This is a genomic window from Wielerella bovis, from assembly GCF_022354465.1.
In the GTDB taxonomy this organism is placed as follows: domain Bacteria; phylum Pseudomonadota; class Gammaproteobacteria; order Burkholderiales; family Neisseriaceae; genus Wielerella; species Wielerella bovis.
The window spans coordinates 2,030,329-2,046,996 of the sequence record NZ_CP092361.1 but is presented as its reverse complement, the minus strand read 5'-3'; the positions used below and the strand labels follow the sequence as shown (position 1 = coordinate 2,046,996).

Sequence of the window (16,668 nt, the reverse complement as noted above, 5' to 3'; positions counted from 1 at the left end):
GCCTGAAACCATGAATTTCCATCAAATTATTGAACAACATTGGCAACGCCCCAACGCCATTTTGCGGCTATTTTTGTCGCCCTTGTCCAAAATATTTGCCAAAATTGCCCAACGCCGCCGCGCACAATTTTTATCCGATAAAGGCAGCCTGAAAACACAAAAACTGCCCATTCCAGTAGTTGTAGTTGGCAATATTCACGCAGGTGGCACAGGTAAAACGCCCATTACCGCCGCGCTCGTTGCCGATTTGCAAGCGCGTGGCATCAAAGTTGGCATCATCAGTCGCGGATACGGCAGAAAATCTAAACAAATCCATGTGTTACACGCGAATAGCACCGCCGACGAAGTGGGAGATGAACCGCTGATGTTGTATCGCCGCACCCACGCGCCCACCGCCGTTGCCGCCAATCGCCACGCAGCAGGCATGGCACTTATCGCGCAATATCCTGATTTACAAATGATTATTGCAGACGATGGCTTGCAACATTATCAACTGGCGCGAGACATAGAAATTTGCGTTTTCCCTGCTGCCGATGTTGGGCGGACAGATTTAGATGTGTTGCCCAATGGCGGTTTGCGTGAACCTGTTTCGCGTTTGCAAGATGTTGATTTTATTGTGGTCAGCAATGCCAATCATGACACATTTTCTGCCGCGCAAACATATTTCAGGCTGCCTATTTGCGCGTATCCATCTGAAAAAACGCTGTTTTTCAGTCAAATTCAAACAGCGGCAGCTTATCGTTTGAACCAGCCTGATGATATTTTAAGCATAGGCAGCCTGAAAAATGGCGCACGTTGCGTGGCGGTGGCGGCGATTGCGCGTCCACAACGATTTTTTAACACGTTGATACAAATGGGATTTATCTTGCAAGAAACGCGCGTATTGCCCGACCATGCTGCCATAGATGTGTCCACTTTACCACGCGCAGATTATGTGTTGATTACGGAAAAAGATGCGGTAAAATTACCAGCTAATGCGCCTGATAATATTTGGGTTGTGCCGATTCAGGCGCAGATTTCGCCCGATTTGGCGGCGGAAATAATGCGGAAATTGGGCTTTCAGGCTGCTTTATAGTCGCAGAATTGAAAAAGTACTACGGCGTTGGCTCGCCTTGCCGTACTATTTGTACTGTCTGCGGCTCGCCGCCTTGTATTACATTTTCACTTCTACGACTATAGGTCGGGCATTCATGCTCGATGCAATGCACCATGCTTCATCAATGTCGGGCATAAATGCCCGACCTACGGAAATAATTTTTTGTCGGGTGTTGTAAAGCCGCCTGAAAGATTTATGTCGTGTACCGTAAGGCAGTCTGAAAAATGATTTTATGTGATAATGGACACTTTTCAGGCTGCCTAAACGCAAGTTAATCATCACGAAAGATTTATTATGCAAGCATCATTTTTAGACAAACTCGTCTGTCCCATTACCAAAAAACCACTTGAATATCACGCCGATACGCAAGAATTGTGGAGCAAATCTGCCAAACTTGCTTTCCCCATTCGTGATGGCATTCCGATTATGTTGGAAAACGAAGCGCGTGAACTCACTGATTTGGAAGCAAAATCATGACTCAATTTACGGTTATTATTCCTGCGCGATTATCGTCCAGTCGCTTGCCCAATAAAGCATTGGCAGATATTCACGGCAAACCGATGGTGGTGCGTGCCGCCGAACAAGCCTTAAAAACCACCGCGCAAAATGTGATTGTAGCAACCGACCACGACAGCATTCAGGCTGCTTGTGTCGCGCATCAAATTCGTGCGGTTTTGACAGGTTCGCATCATCAAAGTGGCACAACACGTTTGGCAGAAGCGGTGCAACTGCTTGATTTAGCTGATGATGCGATTGTGGTCAATGTGCAAGGCGATGAGCCGATGATTCCGCCTGAATTGATTGCGCGTGTGGCGGACAAATTGGCAAACAGCGATGCGCCAATGGCAACAGCAGCGCATCCTGTTCACGATTTTGCCGAGTTTATGAATCCCAATTGCGTGAAAGTGGTGTTGAATCGGCAGCAAAACGCGCTGTATTTCAGCCGTGCGCCGATTGCCTATCCGCGTGATAGTATGTTGAAAAATGAAGAAAAATTGCCTGAACATACGCCATTGCGCCATATTGGGATTTATGCGTATCGTGTGGGCTTTTTGAAGCAATATGCGGCAATGAGCGAATCGCCGTTGGAAACCACCGAAAGTTTGGAGCAACTGCGCGTGTTGTGGCATGGCTATGATATTGCGGTGGAAGTGTTGGATTTTGCACCGCCTGCAGGTGTGGATACAGCAGAAGATTTAGCGCGTGTGTGTGAGATTTGGCAAGGGTAAATTTTTGAGATAAGGCAGCCTGAAAACATGTAGCAACTGTATTTTTTACCTGACGGGGTTAAAAATACAGTTGCTATCATTTTGTCATTTTGAGTTGTGCAAAGGTTTTAATCTTGAAATATGAAACCTTTGCAAAATCCCCATCTTTGGCACATTTCTTCGCGATGCGTTTCTCAAACGCTTGCCTATCTATATGATATGTCTGCGCGTTTTGCGATACTATCGCTTTGAACTGCGCTCAAATCTGGGGTTTTGCAAAGGTTTCAATATGATAAATCTAGCCCCAAGAAATATAAAACATTGTTTTAGCGAGCAATACAATCAATAACATTTGGCAAAATACAGCGGTATGAATGTATTTTGACCATGCAACGGTTAATGTATGTGTTTTCATTTTGTATACAGCAATGATAAAGTGGCATAAAATACTGAAAGCTAACAAAATTTTTAAGGATAGTTGTATGGAAAATGCGCTGGCAAATGGATGGCGTAAAATGGTGGCATAGCGATGTATCATGACTAATCCCGATAAAAATACGCCAGCGACAACAAATGGCATCACACGCACCGCGCGCTTTGAAATGGCATGTTCTACTTCGCGCCGCGCATCGCGTGAGACATTTTTGCTGTGTATCGCGCTTAAAATGAGTGCTTCAAAAAATACGCCACCGACAAAAGTAATGGCGCAAACTAAATGAATAATGTGCGCCCAAGAATAAAATTGGCTCATAATATTTTGTGATATGTTGTAAATAAAATTTGGCATCCAACACAAAAGTTGCGAACACTTTTCTTAAAAAAATCTTAATAATATATTTATAGTGAATTCACTAAAGCAGTACAGCGTTGCCAGCTCCCTTATGTGCTATGTGTACATGGCGGTTTCTGTCGCCTTGTCCTGATTTAGTGAATCCACTATATTATCATTTAATGTTCAGGATTATAGCGTAAAAGGCTGAAATTTTTGCAAAATCTATTCAGGCAGCCTGAATGCGTTTTGTATGATGTGTACGGTTTCATCTTGCATTGGTTTATCCAATAAAAACAGGGCGAGTTTGATTTCAGGCTGCGGGATTTTGGGCGTGATGTGCAAATAGTTTAGGCGGAAAAATCGGATTTTGCGGATTTCTGCGCTGGCGATGTCGTGCCATGTTTATTTCGTAAATGCCACCGTCTTCGGCTTGGGCTGTGCCACTTTTGCCGTCCCATGTTTTAACTCGGGCGGTTTGGCGCAAATGCGTTGGCTCTAACATTTTCATCTCCCATTTTACTAAAAAATACGTTCAGGCAGCCTGAAACCCATTTTCAGGCTGCCTTTTACATTTTATGTCGTTATTTGTCCCAATGTTACGCGGTCTAATCCTGCCAAATCGGGTAACGTTTGTACATCAACAAAACCATTTTCACGCAAAATATGTTGTACGGCGGTGGCTTGGTCGTAACCGTGTTCCAGCAGCAAATAGCCATTTTCATGTAAATAATCAGGTGCGTGGCGCGCAATTTCGCGGATATGTTGCAAACCATCGGCAAAATCGGTCAGCGCGGTTTGTGGTTCAAAACGCAAATCACCTTGTGTTAAATGTGGGTCGTGGTTTTCAATATACGGTGGATTGCTGACTAATATATGTACTTTATCCACAGGCAGCCTGAAAGCGTGTGCGGCGGCAAACCATGAACCTTGTGCAAACTGAATATTTGCACCCAATGTGGTAGCGTTTTGTTGGGCGATTGCGAGCGCATCGGGGCTGATGTCGCTGGCATACACGGTGGCATCGCTGCGTTCCAGCGCGGCGGTAATGGCGATGATGCCGCTACCTGTGCCCATATCCCACAAAATGCCGTGTGTAGGCAGCCTGAAAAGTGCAGCTTCTAGCAAATGTTCGGTTTCAGGGCGCGGAATCAAGACGGCGGGCGAAACGCGGAATATGCGCCCGTAAAATTCGCGTTCGCCCAAAATATACGCCATTGGTTCGCCTTGTGTACGGCGTTGTGCCAGTTGGTTGAGTGCGGTTAATTGGCTGGCGGATAATACTTCGGTATCGTGAGTGATGAGTTGGGCGCGGGTGTAGCCTGTTATTTGCTGTAGCAGCATACGGGCTTCGTTGCGTGGCAGGGTGGTTTGATTAAGCCATTGTTGGAGTGTCAGCATGGTTTTCAGGCTGCCTTATTGAGTTAAATAAATGTTGAGATTATATAGTTGTAGAAGTGAAAATGTAATACAAGGCGGCAAGGCGAGCCAACGCCGTAGTATAGTGGATTCAATTTAAATCAGGACAAGGCGACAGCGACCGCCGTGTACACATAGTACATAAGGGAGCTGGCAACGCTGTACTGGTTTAAATTGAATTCACTATGCTTTTTCAATTCTGCGACTATAACTTTTTCAGGCTGCCTATGTTATGAATACACCGAATCAAGCAGATTTTTGCATATCGGAAACAGATACTTTATTATGTATATCTATGTCCCAATAAATAGGCAGCCTGAAAGCAAATTATGTCCCCTTCTGAACTTTCCCAACGTCAGCAACACGAACGTCAGTTAATTGAAGATTACCGTTTAACGCAAGTCCAATCTGCCGTGCAGGAAACGCACGATTACACCCAAACTCATTATGGCGAAGACAGTGTGGAACACGCGCAAAGCCTCATCAATTTAGGCAACTGGCACGAATACAGTGGTGATTATGCAGCATCAGAAACGCTACTCAAACAAGCGGTACAAATTTTGCGCCGCCACAATACTACAGGCAGCCTGAACGCTGAACTTGCCGATGCGTTGCATCAACTGGGTGGCACATACGCCAAATTGGCGCGTTTTGAAGAAGCGAAAAACATACATGAAGAAGCATTGGCGTTGTATCACACCTTTACAAATGGTGAATGTGATAAAAAAATACCGATATTATTAAATGATTTAGCCAGCGATTGTATGAACATAGGGCAGCCTGAAAAAGCATTAGAATTATACGAACAATCTGCCGCGCAACACGAACAACTATTTGGCATGGCACACCGTGATACTGCTTTGGCATACACCAATCTTGCTGTGGTTTATCGCGGACAAGGACATCGTACCGAAGCCCTGTCCATTCTCAAAAGTACCACGCAAACGCTGCAAGACTTATTAGGCGACCATCCGCGTACCGTATTTGCATGGACAGAATTAGCCGTATCACACGATGAAATGCAGCAATATGAAGAGGCAGCCAAAATCTATTCGCAAGCCATGCAAATGTTGCTGCGTTGCGTTAGCGAAGACCACCCGATACGCGCACATATTCTATTTTGTCAGGCGCGGCATTATGCGCAACAACACCAGTTTCAGGCTGCCTTACCCTTATTGCATCAAGCCTTAATGATTGTGATGAATGTATTTGATGAAAATCATCCAGCTTTACGCAGCATTATTCAACACATCGTTACGCTAACTTTAATGCAAGAGCAAGATTTAGATTTTTTAGATACCGAAGATTAAGACTGCACATAATAGGCAGCCTGAAAGCATATCCTTATATTTTCCCTCAACTTGATTAATCACACGGAGCAACACAATATGCAATACACCGTATCCCCACAAAGCAATGTCCAAAGTGCAAAATTATTTGTTTGCACCGAAATCAACCAATTATCCGATGAAACCGCCAAATTATTGTTCCAAACTTTGGGCGATAATGACAGTTTTATTGAAGCCAAAATCCCAACAGAAGGCAGCCTGAAAACCGTTGCCGTATTACGTTTTACCGATTTAAAAATAGAAACGTTACAAAAAGCCAGCAAAGAAGCCGCTGCATGGGCGCAAAAACAACCAGCCCTTTCGGTGGATTTAAATCCATTGTGCGCCATTAACGCACCGCGTGTAGTTAGCGCATTGGTAGCAGCGATTGGCGAAGCTGTTTATCGTTTTGATGCGTACAAAAAAGAAGCCAATCCCGCCAAATTACAAGCCGTTGAATTTGTACACGCAACCGAATCCACATTGCTCCAATCCGCATTGGAACAAGCAGAAGCCTTATTGTATGGCGTGAATTTGTGCAAAGATTTGGGCAACACCGCCCCCAATATTTGCACGCCCACTTATTTAGCCGAAACTGCCGCAAAAGAAGCCCAAGTACTTGGCGCAGAAGCGAAAATTTTGGGCAAAGATTACATTCAAGCCAATATGCCATCTTTCTGGGGCGTGGCAAAAGGCAGCGTACAAGAACCGAAATTATTGGAAATGCGTTACTTTGGCGCGGCGGATAAATCGGCTGCCCCGATTGTCTTGGTGGGCAAAGGTTTAACATTTGACAGCGGCGGTATTTCATTGAAACCGGGGGAAGGCATGGACGAAATGAAATACGATATGTGTGGCGCGGCAACCGTGATTGGCACATTTATCGCAGCAGTCAAAGCCAAATTGCCTATCAATTTAGCGGTGGTGGTGGCGACTTGTGAAAATATGCCCGATGCAGCCGCGTCCAAACCAGGCGATGTGGTCAAAGCCATGAACGGTACGACTATTGAAAACTTGAATACCGATGCAGAAGGACGTTTGGTGTTGTGCGATGCGCTGACTTATGTGGAACAAAATTTCACGCCCAAAGCCGTGATTGACGTGGCAACTTTAACGGGCGCGTGCATTATTGCATTGGGTCATGTAGCGAGCGGTTTGATGTCCAATCAACAAGAGCTTGCCGATGAATTGCTGCAAGCATCGCGCGACAGCAACGATAAAGCATGGCAACTACCCTTATTCCCTGAATATAAAGAGCAGTTGAAATCCAATTTTGCCGATATGCAAAACATCGGTGGTCGTCCTGCTGGCACGATTACGGCGGCGACTTTCTTGGCGCATTTTGCTGAAAATATGACATGGGCGCATTTGGATATTGCTGGTACAGCGTGGAAATCGGGTGCGGCAAAAGGGGCAACGGGTCGTCCAATTCCTTTGTTGGTGCAATATTTGCGTAATCAAGCGAAATAAGTTTCAGGCAGCCTGAAAAAACGATGGGATACAAGTTTTTGTATCCCATATTTATATTTTTTAGCATAGGATGCGTATGCAATCAAAATCTTCTTTGTTTTTAGCGTTATTAGGTTTTTTTGTAGCTGGATGGGCGAGTCTTGTCATGTTTATCCGCAACGATGCGTTTGACACGTTTAGCGCTAAAATCATCCGTTTACCCAATGCAGAAATCACCCAAAGACACTATCCTGCCAAACATGGTGTCATGATAAAACTGGCGATTGTTCACGACAAAAAGCATTATGCCGAAGTGGTTTGTTTGGAAGAATATCAGTATCTGTGTGCTTTTAAACACAAAGAAACCAAATTTTATGCCGATAATGTGGCTTTGGTACGCACCAATTTGGCGCGCCAAACATCATTTTTGATTCAGGGCAATTTTCATCTTGGGCAGGATAAAAAGTTTGCTATGAAAATAGCACACGAAAGAATGTGGAAAGAAATCAAAGATATTCGTTATAGGCAACGTGAATTTTCGGTTTTATCGCTGGTAATAACGTTTTTAACGTGGTCTCTCTGTATCATATTATTTTTAGCGCACAGGTATGGATGAAAACAGTTTAGGCAGCCTGAAAACCATTTTTCAGGCTGCCTTTTTATATTTCTCATTCAAATTACTATAAAAATATACAAAAACATTTTCAGGCAGCCTGAACCCCAAATAATCCGCCAATAATCGCCGTACTTGCCAACGCAATCACGCCCCAAATTATCACACGCCGCATCGCAGGCAACACAGGCGCACCGCCCAATTTTGCCGACACCGCACCTAATAATGCCAACCCCAATAACGCCGTGATTGCCAAACCCATTTTCGCATTATCCGCCCAAACCGCCACCAAAACAGGCGGCAACGCACCCGCACAAAACGCGATTGCGCTGGCATAGGCAGCCTGAAACGGATTGGCAGCCAATTCATCGGTCAAGCCAATCTCATCACGTGCATGCGCTTGCAAAGCATTGTGTCGCGTCAAAGCCAGCGCGACTTGATGCGCCAAATCATCATCCAAACCACGACTGCGGTAAATATCGGTCAATTCAGTTAATTCACGCTGCGGATGCTCCGACAATTCCTTGCTTTCTTTTGCCAAATCAGCGCGTTCCGTATCCGCTTGGCTGGATACCGACACATATTCTCCCGCCGCCATAGACACAGCCCCTGCCACCAAAGCCGCCATGCCTGTCAGCCACAAAGTTTGTGTGCTGGCGTTGGCGGCTACCATGCCCATCAACAAACTGGCGGTAGAAATCAAGCCATCATTTGCGCCCAAAACTGCCGCGCGTAGCCATTTGTTTCGTGAAGAATAATGCGGCTCACTATGCGCTCGTTGCCATGTTTGCATATTGTGTTCCTTGTTTACTTAATAGTTGTTTAAAATCAACAGAATACCGCATTGCTGACACTTGTATGTATGGTTGTTTCAAATACAAATAGTGCAGCGTTGCCAATGCCCTTATGTACTAGTGTACACGGGGTGGGCATGGTTACTTTGTTCGTGTTAATTTTGAACGACTATATTTTTATTTTGAACGATTATAAAATACCAAAATTCTTATTTCTATTATTTAATTGCAACAAGGATAAACCATGAATTTCCCACCACGCCACGCGCCCACCACGCGAATGCGCCGTATGCGTCGCGATGATTTTTCTCGCCGACTGATGCGCGAAACCGTTTTGACCGCCAACGATTTGATTTACCCCGTTTTTGTGTTGGAAGGCAAAAATCAGGAACAAGAAATCGCATCCATGCCCAAAATTAAACGTCAAAGCATTGATTTGTTGCTGAAAACGGCAGAACGCGCTTGCGAATTGGGCGTGCCGATGTTGGCATTGTTCCCAGTCGTAACGCAAAACAAAACCGCAGACGCACGCGAAGCCTGCAATCCTGAAGGTTTGGTGCAAACCGCCGTGCGTGCCTTACGCAAAGAATTTCCCGAATTGGGGATTATGACCGATGTCGCGCTCGACCCCTACACTTTGAGCGGACAAGACGGTTTGACAGACGAAACAGGTTATGTGTTGAACGATGAAACGATTGAAGTATTGGTGAAACAAGCGATTAGCCATGCCGAAGCAGGCGCACAAGTGGTCGCGCCATCGGATATGATGGACGGGCGTATTGGTGCAATCCGCCAAGCCCTTGAAAATCATGGGTATATTCACACGCGGATTATGGCGTATTCAGCGAAATACGCGTCCGCATTCTACGGGCCTTTCCGCGATGCGGTGGGCAGCGCAGGCAATTTGGGCAAATCCACCAAAGACAGCTACCAGCAAGACCCCGCCAACAGCAACGAAGCCCTACACGAAGTCGCGCTGGACATTCAAGAAGGCGCAGACATGGTCATGGTCAAACCTGGTATGCCGTATTTGGACGTGGTGCGTCGCGTGAAAGACGAATTTGGCGTACCGACTTTCGCCTACCAAGTGTCGGGCGAATACGCGATGTTGATGGCGGCAATCCAAAATGGCTGGCTGGACGGCGATAAAGTGATTTTGGAAAGTTTGTTGGCATTCAAACGCGCGGGCGCGGACGGTATTTTGACGTATTTTGCGTTGGAAGCTGCTGAACAGTTGCGCCGTTAATTTTTCAGGCTGCCTAAATACCAAAAGGCAGCCTGAAAAACCATTTTATGAAAGAAAAAACATGATTTTAACCTTAATGTTCCGTGAATATTGCAGCCTGTGTCATCAAATGCGCGATGCGCTGCAACCTTTACAAGCCGAGTTGGGTTTTGATGTGGAAATTGTGGCGATTGATGATTTTCCCGATTTGGAAGAAAAATACAATGAACTTGTGCCTGTATTGTTGCATGGCGATACGGAAATTTGTCATTATTTTTTAGATGAACCAGCCTTGCGTGATTATATTCAGGCTGCATCAAATAGATAATTTAAGGCAGCCTGAAAAACAAATTTAGAAAATCAAAATGAAGACTTATAAACTTTACGCCGCCGATTATACGACAAGTGCAACAATGCAATCTGTTTTAGAATATATTTTGAGAATCCTGCTGTGTTCATTTATTAGTTACGTTCTTATGCCCCCTATTCCTATTGAAAACAATGAACAAGAATGGAAAGTTTTTTTAATTCTTGGCGGATTGAACCTTATTTTTATTATTATAATAATAGTAAGCTGTATAGAAATCATTAAAAGAATATATGTTTGGTATCAGATTAAATATAAGGGGCTTAGCCAAAAACATTTTCAAGAACCCGAATTAATCATCACGCCAGAAAAATTTTATTTTTATAATCAAGAATTAAATTCTGCTTATCCGCCTGTTTTTTGGGCAGATATTTTACAGCACCAATTTTTCTTAATTCACGGACGAGGCGGAACATATTTTTATGTAGAAATATTGATTCATCAGGACAGTCGCAGTGCAACATATATGCAAACAATACGCAGTTGGATAGAAAGAAAATTGAAAAATTGTGAATTGAAAGCAACAGCCAATCAAGAAATACGGACAATTTCTTTAAGCAATTTTGATTTTACACAATATGAAACCGTTAAAAGAATATTTGCTGACATGATTCAAGCAAAAGATGATTTGGCGCGTGAAGCGATTGTTGAGCGATTGAACAATTATGGATAGCGTAGAAACTGACTTTGTAGCAAGCGTAGAGTAGGCGCCCGCTGCCCACGCAATATGAATACAATAAAGATGGATTCAATCATTTTCAGGCTGCCTATCATTTATATAGTCGTAGAAATGAAAATGCAGTACAAGGCGACAACGCCCGCCGTGTACGAATAGTACATAAGGGCGTTGGTAACGCCGTACTGCTTTTTCAGTCCTGCGACTATATCATCTCTTGAATATGAACGTCATTTTTGTATCAATAACACAATAATTAAAATAGTTTTTTAGGCAGCCTGAAAGCTTGTTTTCAGGCTGCCTCTTGCATTTAAATCTTCCGAATCAACACCAAAAAATACGCCCCGCCCAACAAAGTCGCCACAATCCCAGCAGGAATTTCATACGGAAACGCGATTTGTCTCCCCAACCAATCCGCTGCGGTCATAATGCACGCACCGAGTAATGCCGCTGCAATCAACTGTTGCCGTGGCAAACGCGCGCCCAACATCGTTGCCAACTGCGGCGCGAGTAAGCCAACAAAACTCAATGGACCAATGGTTAAAGTTGCCGCTGCCGTCATCGCTGCCGCTGCCACAATCAATACCCAACGCGCCCAAACCACAGGCACACCTGCCGATTGTGCCACCAAACTATCCAATCCTAACAAACCCAACCAACGTTGCAATGGCGCCATCAATCCCACCGCCACCACCGTCAAAATTAACAAAATCCACGCGCGTTCAGGCGTTGCGGCATAGGTTGAACCCGATAACCATGTTTGCATTTGCATGATGCGATAATCGCCCGAAGTCGCCCAAATTTGTACCAATGCACTTGCCAATGCTGCCAAAGCCATGCCTGTTAGCAATACTTTTTCAGGCTGCATTCCGTTTTTGTGGTTAAACCATACAATCGCACCCAAAGTCAAAGCGGCACCGATTGTACCTGCTAACCAAAATCCCCAACCGTCCATTGCTACATTAAATAACAATACCGCCGTCATCACGCCTACCGCCGCGCCCGAACTAATCCCCAATAATTCAGGGCTTGCCATCGGATTATGCGTGATGCGTTGCAACAATACGCCAGCCGTTGCCAATAATGCGCCACCCGACATCGCCGTCAGCAAACGAGGATAACGCCATTCCAACACATTCAGGCTGCCTGAAACATACCAACCTTGTTCTGTTTGTCCGATAAATAAAGAAAAAAATATCGCTACAATCAATAAAATCAGTAATAAACCATATTTTTCAGGCTGCCTTTTTATTTGCCGACTGCGTGATGATAAAGCAGCCTGAAACTTCGTCCGCAACATCAACCACAACAATAATGGTACACCTGCCACTGCCGAAACCGCGCCTGCGGGTAAATCCACCACACCATAATGCGCCAAAATTTGTAGCACCAAATCCACCAACCACAACAATAATCCACCCAACACAAATGCGCCTAAAATTTGTCGCGCCAACGTCCGCACGCCCAATAAACGTGTCGCACTCGCCGCCGCCAAACCGATAAAACCAAGCATACCGACCGTTGCCGCCACATTTGCCGATAAAAATGCCGCCAATATCAAAGCCGCTAAACGAATACGTTTGACAGGGATACCCAACGCCGCAGCTTGTTCATCGCTCAAAGACATAATGGCTAATGGCTTGATAATCAAAGAAATCGCTACCAAAGCAGCGGCGATGATGGCGGTTAATTTCAACACAGGCGACCAGCCATCTTGCAGCAAAGAACCTGCGCCCCACATTGCTGCGCCACGTGTTTCTTCGCTGTAAAACACCGTTAGCGCAGATGTAATCGCACTTAAATACAAAGAAACAACCAAACCAGCCAATACCACTGTTAGCGGACGAAATCCGCCTTTTGCCGATAACCACAACACCACACCTAATGCTACCAATGCACCGCTAAATGCTACTATTGTCGATGAAGTTGCCCACGTTGGTGCAAAAATAATCGCCAATAACATCGCTGTTTGTGCGCCGCTGCTAACTGCCAATGTACTATCAGATGCGAGCGGATTGTGCATCACTTGTTGCAACAAAATCGCCGCCACCGCCAATGCACCACCTGCAACCAGCGCCATCAACCAACGTGGCAAAACTGTGCTGTGAAACAATAACGCATCCAAAGGCAGAAAATCGGGCGATTGGAATAATGCGGTAAATGGGTGCACCCATTGTTGTGTGAATAAAGTGGCTGATAGGGCTAGACACAGCAGCAACAGGCAGCCTGAAAGTGGGAAGAATAGGGATTTTTTCATGATAAGTGAGATGATGATATTGGGTATAAAAGGCAGCCTGAAACCTCATTTTTGACGCAATGCATCTACCAGTAAATCGCTAAACCGTACCATAGACGGAATACCGCCATACGCCCAAGCCGTGTCCACAAAACGATGATTTTCACGGAGCGACATTGGCAAACGTTTCCATAACACACTGTTTTGCAAAGATTGTTCTAAACCCAATGGATTGGGTTTCACAATCAACACCAGCGTATTTTCAGGCAGCCTTGCCAAATCGCTCAACGCTACATTAGCAAAACCCCACGCATTACTCTCGCCCGTCCATGCGTTTTGCAAACCCAGTTTGCCCAGCACCACATGAAACAAGCTGGTGTTGCCATACACACGAACATGTCGCGCATCGGCAAATTGAATCACGGCAATCGGACGTTTATTAAATGATACAAGTTGTTGTTTTTGTATAGCGAAATGTTTTTCTGCATCGGCAATGATTTTTTCTGCTTGTGGTTTGGCATCGGCCCAAATGGCGATTTGGCGTGTGGCGATAAGTGTTTGTGTCCATGTTGTGCCTTGTTCGGTGGCGGTCGCTATTTTTTTGATGGGCGCGATTTGTGCTAACTGGTTTTCTATGCCTGCGTAAAATGGTGTTTGGATAAAAAAATCGGGTTGCATGCGATGCAAATATTCGCGGTTCGGCTGCATGCGTAAACCCATATCGGCGGTGGATGGCGGCAAAGCAGGATGCGCAACCCATGTGCGATACGCAGTTTTGTCGCCAACCATAATCGGAGGTCTGCCCAATGCAGTCAGCGTTTCGGCGACTGTCCAATCAGATGTGGCGATGCGTGGCGCAGCGAGCGTGAATGCGGGTAAAAGTAATAAAATAAAAAATAGTTTTTTCATGATTTTTTTGGTTTTCAGGCTGCCTTTTTTATGGATAGGCAGCCTGAAAATATATTTGTTCTAATAAATGCAGCCTGAAACTACGGCACAGCCATCACATTGCCCGTAATTGGATGATGCAAAATTTGCATCTCTACACTGTAAATATCACGCAAAACATCTGCGGTCATAATATTTTCAGGCTGCCCTACTTTAAGCACTTGCCCTTGGTGTAATGCCACCAATTCATCGCAAAATCGTGCCGCTAAATTGATGTCGTGAATCACAACGATTACACCCAAATCCAGTTCACGCGACAATTCGCGTACCAAAGTCATCACGTCTAATTGATGTGCAATGTCCAAAGCTGCCAAAGGTTCGTCCAATAATAAATAGCGGCTTTCTTGCGCCAAACACATCGCCAACCATACACGCGAACGTTCGCCGCCTGATAGGTTGTCCACAAATTCGTGGCGAAATTTTTCGGTGCGAGTCAATGCCAATGCGCGTTGAACGGCGGCTCGGTCGGCTTCGGTTTCGCGCCCTGTTAAACCTGTCCATGCGTATCGTCCCATTTTGACCAATTCTTCAGCAGTCAGCGCGGCGGCGGCAGGCAAATGTTGCGGTAAATAGGCTAAATGTTGGGCGTATTCACGGGGCGAGTAATCGTCCACGCATTTACCGTCCAACAAAATTTTGCCCGCTGTGGCGCGATGTTGGCGCACCAATAATTTAAGTAAGGTGGATTTGCCCGAACCGTTGTGTCCGATTAAACCGTACACTTTTTGGGTATGAAAGGTGAGATTAATGTTGTGCAATAACACGCGCTCTGGTACGGCAAATTGAACTTGATTGAGTTGAAACACGGTAGAAAGGCAGCCTGAAAAATCAAAAGATTATGGATTATATCGTTTTTCTGGAAAGTGATAAATAAAAATAATTTGCAATAAAAATATTTTCAGACTGAAACTTTTTGTATAGTCGTTTGAAATAAAAATAATACAGCGTTGTCAGCTCCCTTATGTACTGGCTGTACACGGTGGTCGCTGTCGCCTTGTCTTATTTTATTAATTTGAAACGACTATTTTAAGATGCAAAATCAAAATGCAGCCTGAAACCCAATCATCACGATTTCAACCAACCCTGTTCCACAAACGAAACCGTTGCCGTCGCTGTAACAATTACATGGTCTAGCAACACAATATCCAGCAATGCCAATGCTGCTTGTAAACGCTGCGTAAACGCAAAATCTTCGGGCGAAGGTTTCAGGCTGCCTGATGGGTGATTATGCGCGAATAAGACAGCGGCAGCGTGATGCTGCAATGCCAATCGCGCCACTTCGCGTGGATACGCAATATTTTCCGCCACCGTGCCACGCGATAATTCTTCACACGCAATCAAACGATTTTGTGTATCTAAAAACAATGCCATGCTGACTTCCACACGTTCGCGCCCAATTCGCAAACGCAAAAAATCGCCCGCTACTTGCGGATTATTGAATACTGGCTGCTGACGTAATTCTTCGCTCAATACGCGCCGACCAATTTCCAATACTGTGGCAAATTGTGCGTATGCCGCTAAACCCATGCCTTTGTGTTGGCTCAACTCATCTGCCGATGCGTGCATTACGCCGCCTAAACCACCGTAGTTGTCTAACAAAGAACGTGCCAAATCCACCGCACTCATGCCTTGCGTTCCTACACGCAACAAAATCGCTAATAATTCCGCATCACTCAATGCATTGGCGCCACGTTGCAATAGTTTTTCGCGCGGACGCTCGCCAGTCGCCCAATCTTTAATACTCATGTTTTCAGGCTGCCTTGATGTGTTTTTCCAAACGCTGCAAAGTTTCCCATGCGCCACGTTTGAGTGTTTGATTGTTGATGATTCGCATAGGGTGGGGAATGATAAAACGTTGATGATGCGGACAAAATTGTTCAATCTGTTGTTGTACGTCTTCGCGGTCAAAAAACAAATCGCCCAATAATAACAAGGCTTTTGCGCCACTTTGTTGCCATTCTTGTGCCACACGTGGCGCAGCAGCTACCACGATTTCGGTTGGTGGTTTGGGGTTGAAATCGGGAAAATCTTTCAGCCATGTGGTCAAATACACATCTTGCGCTTGCAAGCCAATCGCTGCCAACATTTTGTACAACATCACACCGTCATCACCGCTGAATAATTTTTTAGCAGCAATATCTTGCACCGAAGGACATACGCTCATTGCCATAATGGTTGCGTTTTGTGGCGTAACAACGCTTTGTTGTGTGGCTTGTGTGATGATATGGGGAATGGTTTGAATGTTATCGTGCAGATGATTTTCGGTTGTACTGGGTAGATTGGTATTGCCACGCACTCGTTGTAATGCAGCTAAACGAGCGTTGCTATGTTCGTGTTTGCTAGGTGTGGGCGCGACTGAGACAGCCTGAAAAGTATTTGTATCAGGCGTAGAAACAGGATTTGAGATTGGGGTAATGATTTTGGCATTGGCATTGAGCCACATTACGCCTAAACCCAGTGCTTCGTGGAGATGAACATAGCGGCTGTTTAACATATATTTCTCTTAAAAATAAATAAAATAGTTTTCAGGCTGCCTATTT

Annotated in this window: 19 protein-coding genes; 9 read left to right on the top strand and 10 right to left on the bottom strand. The window is 45.1% G+C overall.

Translation table 11 applies throughout. The features are described 5' to 3' along the window. The first annotated feature begins 10 nt into the window (after positions 1-10). Positions 11-1,075, top strand: coding sequence for a tetraacyldisaccharide 4'-kinase (gene lpxK / locus MIS45_RS09975; RefSeq protein ID WP_249450430.1), 1,065 nt, complete (start codon positions 11-13; stop codon positions 1,073-1,075). A 78-nt stretch (positions 1,076-1,153) separates the two neighbouring features. On the opposite strand, the gene MIS45_RS09970 is transcribed toward lpxK, so the two are convergent. Next, positions 1,154-1,378: a hypothetical protein gene (locus MIS45_RS09970; RefSeq protein WP_249450429.1), complete on the bottom strand. Its 225-nt coding sequence runs from the start codon at positions 1,376-1,378 to the stop codon at positions 1,154-1,156. Positions 1,379-1,390: 12 nt separating this feature from the next. On the opposite strand from MIS45_RS09970, the gene MIS45_RS09965 reads away from it, so the two are divergent. Continuing rightward, a complete protein-coding gene (locus MIS45_RS09965) occupies positions 1,391-1,573 on the top strand; it encodes a Trm112 family protein (protein WP_249442473.1) in 183 nt (60 codons plus the stop codon). Then, positions 1,570-2,325, top strand: a complete 756-nt coding sequence (kdsB, locus tag MIS45_RS09960; protein ID WP_249450428.1) for a 3-deoxy-manno-octulosonate cytidylyltransferase — start codon at positions 1,570-1,572, stop codon at positions 2,323-2,325. The genes MIS45_RS09965 and kdsB overlap by 4 nt, the downstream gene beginning before the upstream one ends. A gap of 277 nt (positions 2,326-2,602) precedes the next feature. Here the strand turns inward: kdsB and MIS45_RS09955 are convergent, their stop codons facing one another. The 3 genes from MIS45_RS09955 to prmC form a co-directional block, all read right to left on the bottom strand. Further along, positions 2,603-3,055, bottom strand: a complete 453-nt coding sequence (locus MIS45_RS09955; RefSeq protein ID WP_249442471.1) for a CopD family copper resistance protein — start codon at positions 3,053-3,055, stop codon at positions 2,603-2,605. A 331-nt stretch (positions 3,056-3,386) separates the two neighbouring features. Further along, positions 3,387-3,584, bottom strand: coding sequence for a hypothetical protein (locus MIS45_RS09950; protein WP_249450427.1), 198 nt, complete (start codon positions 3,582-3,584; stop codon positions 3,387-3,389). A gap of 65 nt (positions 3,585-3,649) precedes the next feature. Further along, positions 3,650-4,474 (bottom strand): peptide chain release factor N(5)-glutamine methyltransferase, encoded by an 825-nt coding sequence (prmC, locus tag MIS45_RS09945; RefSeq protein WP_249450426.1) that lies wholly within the window; start codon positions 4,472-4,474, stop codon positions 3,650-3,652. 347 nt (positions 4,475-4,821) lie between these two features. Here prmC and MIS45_RS09940 point away from each other — a divergent pair, with 347 nt between their 5' ends. From MIS45_RS09940 to MIS45_RS09930, 3 genes are all read left to right on the top strand, one after another. Beyond that, positions 4,822-5,802, top strand: a complete 981-nt coding sequence (locus tag MIS45_RS09940; RefSeq protein WP_249450425.1) for a tetratricopeptide repeat protein — start codon at positions 4,822-4,824, stop codon at positions 5,800-5,802. Between the two features lie 78 nt (positions 5,803-5,880). After that, entirely contained in the window at positions 5,881-7,290 is a 1,410-nt protein-coding gene (locus tag MIS45_RS09935; protein WP_249450424.1) for a leucyl aminopeptidase, read from the top strand. A gap of 76 nt (positions 7,291-7,366) precedes the next feature. Beyond that, positions 7,367-7,885 carry a hypothetical protein gene (locus tag MIS45_RS09930; RefSeq protein ID WP_249450423.1) on the top strand — a complete coding sequence of 173 codons (519 nt, stop codon included), beginning with the start codon at positions 7,367-7,369 and terminating at the stop codon, positions 7,883-7,885. Between the two features lie 88 nt (positions 7,886-7,973). Here MIS45_RS09930 and MIS45_RS09925 read toward each other — a convergent pair whose 3' ends face one another. Next, on the bottom strand, positions 7,974-8,675 hold the full coding sequence (locus MIS45_RS09925) for a VIT1/CCC1 transporter family protein (protein WP_249450422.1): 702 nt from the start codon (positions 8,673-8,675) through the stop codon (positions 7,974-7,976). A gap of 245 nt (positions 8,676-8,920) precedes the next feature. Between MIS45_RS09925 and hemB the strand changes: the two genes are divergently transcribed. The 3 genes from hemB to MIS45_RS09910 all read left to right on the top strand — a co-directional run bounded on the left by hemB (position 8,921) and on the right by MIS45_RS09910 (position 10,941). Beyond that, the gene (hemB, locus tag MIS45_RS09920; protein WP_249450421.1) at positions 8,921-9,922 is read left to right on the top strand and encodes a porphobilinogen synthase; all 1,002 of its coding nucleotides are present in this window, start codon (positions 8,921-8,923) and stop codon (positions 9,920-9,922) included. A gap of 61 nt (positions 9,923-9,983) precedes the next feature. Next, entirely contained in the window at positions 9,984-10,229 is a 246-nt protein-coding gene (locus MIS45_RS09915; protein WP_249450420.1) for a glutaredoxin family protein, read from the top strand. A 37-nt stretch (positions 10,230-10,266) separates the two neighbouring features. Next, positions 10,267-10,941, top strand: a complete 675-nt coding sequence (locus MIS45_RS09910; protein ID WP_249450419.1) for a hypothetical protein — start codon at positions 10,267-10,269, stop codon at positions 10,939-10,941. Between the two features lie 313 nt (positions 10,942-11,254). On the opposite strand, the gene fhuB is transcribed toward MIS45_RS09910, so the two are convergent. The 5 genes from fhuB to MIS45_RS09885 all read right to left on the bottom strand — a co-directional run bounded on the left by fhuB (position 11,255) and on the right by MIS45_RS09885 (position 16,622). Continuing rightward, positions 11,255-13,201, bottom strand: coding sequence for a Fe(3+)-hydroxamate ABC transporter permease FhuB (fhuB, locus tag MIS45_RS09905; protein ID WP_249450418.1), 1,947 nt, complete (start codon positions 13,199-13,201; stop codon positions 11,255-11,257). A 45-nt stretch (positions 13,202-13,246) separates the two neighbouring features. Continuing rightward, positions 13,247-14,089 (bottom strand): ABC transporter substrate-binding protein, encoded by an 843-nt coding sequence (locus tag MIS45_RS09900; protein ID WP_249450417.1) that lies wholly within the window; start codon positions 14,087-14,089, stop codon positions 13,247-13,249. A gap of 80 nt (positions 14,090-14,169) precedes the next feature. Beyond that, positions 14,170-14,934 carry an ABC transporter ATP-binding protein gene (locus MIS45_RS09895; RefSeq protein WP_249450416.1) on the bottom strand — a complete coding sequence of 255 codons (765 nt, stop codon included), beginning with the start codon at positions 14,932-14,934 and terminating at the stop codon, positions 14,170-14,172. Between the two features lie 259 nt (positions 14,935-15,193). After that, a complete protein-coding gene (gene radC, locus MIS45_RS09890; RefSeq protein ID WP_249450415.1) occupies positions 15,194-15,874 on the bottom strand; it encodes a RadC family protein in 681 nt (226 codons plus the stop codon). A 4-nt stretch (positions 15,875-15,878) separates the two neighbouring features. Then, positions 15,879-16,622: a uracil-DNA glycosylase family protein gene (locus MIS45_RS09885; protein ID WP_249450414.1), complete on the bottom strand. Its 744-nt coding sequence runs from the start codon at positions 16,620-16,622 to the stop codon at positions 15,879-15,881. Between the last annotated feature and the right edge of the window lie 46 nt (positions 16,623-16,668).

What these genes read in the sequence shown, in the direction of transcription:
- MIS45_RS09935 (WP_249450424.1), top strand. Translation starts at nt 5,881, where the DNA reads ATGCAATACACCGTATCCCCACAAAGCAATGTCCAAAGTGCAAAATTA.
- prmC (WP_249450426.1), bottom strand. Translation starts at nt 4,474, where the DNA reads ATGCTGACACTCCAACAATGGCTTAATCAAACCACCCTGCCACGCAAC.
- hemB (WP_249450421.1), top strand. Translation starts at nt 8,921, where the DNA reads ATGAATTTCCCACCACGCCACGCGCCCACCACGCGAATGCGCCGTATG.
- MIS45_RS09950 (WP_249450427.1), bottom strand. Translation starts at nt 3,584, where the DNA reads ATGAAAATGTTAGAGCCAACGCATTTGCGCCAAACCGCCCGAGTTAAA.
- MIS45_RS09930 (WP_249450423.1), top strand. Translation starts at nt 7,367, where the DNA reads ATGCAATCAAAATCTTCTTTGTTTTTAGCGTTATTAGGTTTTTTTGTA.
- lpxK (WP_249450430.1), top strand. Translation starts at nt 11, where the DNA reads ATGAATTTCCATCAAATTATTGAACAACATTGGCAACGCCCCAACGCC.
- radC (WP_249450415.1), bottom strand. Translation starts at nt 15,874, where the DNA reads ATGAGTATTAAAGATTGGGCGACTGGCGAGCGTCCGCGCGAAAAACTA.
- MIS45_RS09885 (WP_249450414.1), bottom strand. Translation starts at nt 16,622, where the DNA reads ATGTTAAACAGCCGCTATGTTCATCTCCACGAAGCACTGGGTTTAGGC.
- MIS45_RS09940 (WP_249450425.1), top strand. Translation starts at nt 4,822, where the DNA reads ATGTCCCCTTCTGAACTTTCCCAACGTCAGCAACACGAACGTCAGTTA.
- kdsB (WP_249450428.1), top strand. Translation starts at nt 1,570, where the DNA reads ATGACTCAATTTACGGTTATTATTCCTGCGCGATTATCGTCCAGTCGC.
- MIS45_RS09900 (WP_249450417.1), bottom strand. Translation starts at nt 14,089, where the DNA reads ATGAAAAAACTATTTTTTATTTTATTACTTTTACCCGCATTCACGCTC.
- MIS45_RS09965 (WP_249442473.1), top strand. Translation starts at nt 1,391, where the DNA reads ATGCAAGCATCATTTTTAGACAAACTCGTCTGTCCCATTACCAAAAAA.
- fhuB (WP_249450418.1), bottom strand. Translation starts at nt 13,201, where the DNA reads ATGAAAAAATCCCTATTCTTCCCACTTTCAGGCTGCCTGTTGCTGCTG.
- MIS45_RS09915 (WP_249450420.1), top strand. Translation starts at nt 9,984, where the DNA reads ATGATTTTAACCTTAATGTTCCGTGAATATTGCAGCCTGTGTCATCAA.
- MIS45_RS09910 (WP_249450419.1), top strand. Translation starts at nt 10,267, where the DNA reads ATGAAGACTTATAAACTTTACGCCGCCGATTATACGACAAGTGCAACA.
- MIS45_RS09955 (WP_249442471.1), bottom strand. Translation starts at nt 3,055, where the DNA reads ATGAGCCAATTTTATTCTTGGGCGCACATTATTCATTTAGTTTGCGCC.
- MIS45_RS09925 (WP_249450422.1), bottom strand. Translation starts at nt 8,675, where the DNA reads ATGCAAACATGGCAACGAGCGCATAGTGAGCCGCATTATTCTTCACGA.